At 32.0% G+C, this 1,902-nt stretch carries 1 protein-coding gene; it reads left to right on the top strand.

What is annotated here, in order from left to right:
• Positions 1–60: 60 nt before the first annotated feature.
• Positions 61–1,902, top strand: a 1,842-nt coding sequence (locus tag ACW2QF_RS19930) for a glycoside hydrolase family 5 protein (RefSeq protein ID WP_455717763.1), incomplete at its 3' end; no start/stop codon positions are given.

Below are 1,902 nucleotides of genomic sequence, written 5' to 3'. Positions count from 1 at the left end.
TATTTATGCATATATATTAGAAAAAATTTTCATAAAAATAAATGAAAGGGATGATTTAGGATGAGAAAGAAAAAACGAATAACATCGTTATTGATGTTTTTAGTCATGTTATTCACTTGTGCTATTGGAAATACTTCGTTGAAAGTATACGCTGCGACAGAATCTATCAGCGTGACAAAAGGAGAATCAACAAAGATTTATGCCAGTGCCTTTGCACAGAATACTGATGACTGGGCTTGGATGAGTATAGGAGATACTTCTAGTTTAGTATATCAGGATGTGACAAATTTTAATGCTAGCACTACTACAGATGCATTAGTGAGCTTGAATGATACTGCAAATTTTGGCATAAATATTTCTGATGGAAATCTTGCATCAGTGGATTCAAGTACATTAAAATTCCATATTGGGACAATTACAGTTAAAGCAGATGGTTATGATGATCTTATAATTAATTTAAACAAAGATTATTCAGAATCATATTTAGCAGAAACTGTTGCTTGGGGGATTACTGGAAATAGCACTCAGATTTTATTAAATGATTATTTACCAACAGATTCAACAGAAAAAGTGAACTATCTTCACAAAGTTACTAGTGTTGAAGCAGATATTACTTTATCAGAATATGAGTATACTAAAGCAACGCCATCAACACCATCAACAGGGACAACTATCTATACAGAAAAGGGTGCTGTGACAAAGATTTATGCTATGGCATTTGCACAAAACACTGATGATTGGAACTGGATGAATATTGGAGATACTTCTAGTTTAGTATATCAGGATGTTACAACTATCAATGCTAACAATAATACCAATACATTAGAAAGCTCAAATAGTACTGCCAACTTTGGTATAAATATTGTTGATGGACATCTTGGTGATGGAGATTCAAACATATTAAAGTTCCATGTTGGTACAATTACAGTTAAAGCAGATGGTTATGATGATCTTATAATTAATTTAAACAAAGATTATTCAGAATCGAATTTAGCATCAAAAGTTTCTTGGGGACTTACTGGAAACAATACACAAATTTTATTAAATGATTATTTGCCCAAAGATGAAACAGAAAAAGTAAACTATCTCCATAAGATTACAAGTGTTACAGCAGATATTATATTATCAGAATATCAATATATTAAAGCAACAGCACCAGAACCAGAGTTCCCAGATGATTATAAGCATCCAACAACAATGAGAGGACTTTCTGCTATGGATTTAGTGAAAGATATGAAAGTAGGCTGGAACTTAGGAAATAGTTTAGAATCTGCTGGTGGAGAAACCGGATGGGGTAATCCTGTAACAACAAGAAAAATGATTGATGAGATAAAAAAAGAAGGATTTAATACTGTTCGTATTCCAGTAAGATGGGATGAGAATTATACTGATTCTAACTATACTATTGATCCAGAATATATGGCACGTATTGAAACTGTTGTGAATTATGCTCTTGCGAACGATATGTATGCAATTATTAATATTCACCATAATGAAATACAAGATGAATTTAATGAAGCAGACAAAGAGAGCGTTATTAATGAAGGTAGTGCTATATGGAAACAAGTTTCAGATTACTTTAAAGATTATAGTGATAAATTAATTTTTGAAACTATAAATGAACCAAGATATGAAGAAGACTGGACTGGTACTGCAGAATATTATAATGTAGTAAATGAATATAATGCAAAAATACTTTCTGTAATGCGTGCAACTGGTGGCAACAATGATAAGAGACTTGTAATGATGCCTACTTATTGTGCAGCAGCAGATTCTGAGAAGATTTCTGCTATGGTAGTACCAAATGATGATAATGTAGCAGTATCTATTCATGCTTATTCACCATATAAAATTGCGCTAAAAGCATCAACAGAAACACAATCTACTTATGGAGCTGAAGAT

Source organism: Anaerosporobacter sp., from assembly GCF_965301125.1.
This window is presented reverse-complemented; position numbering and strand designations above follow the sequence as displayed.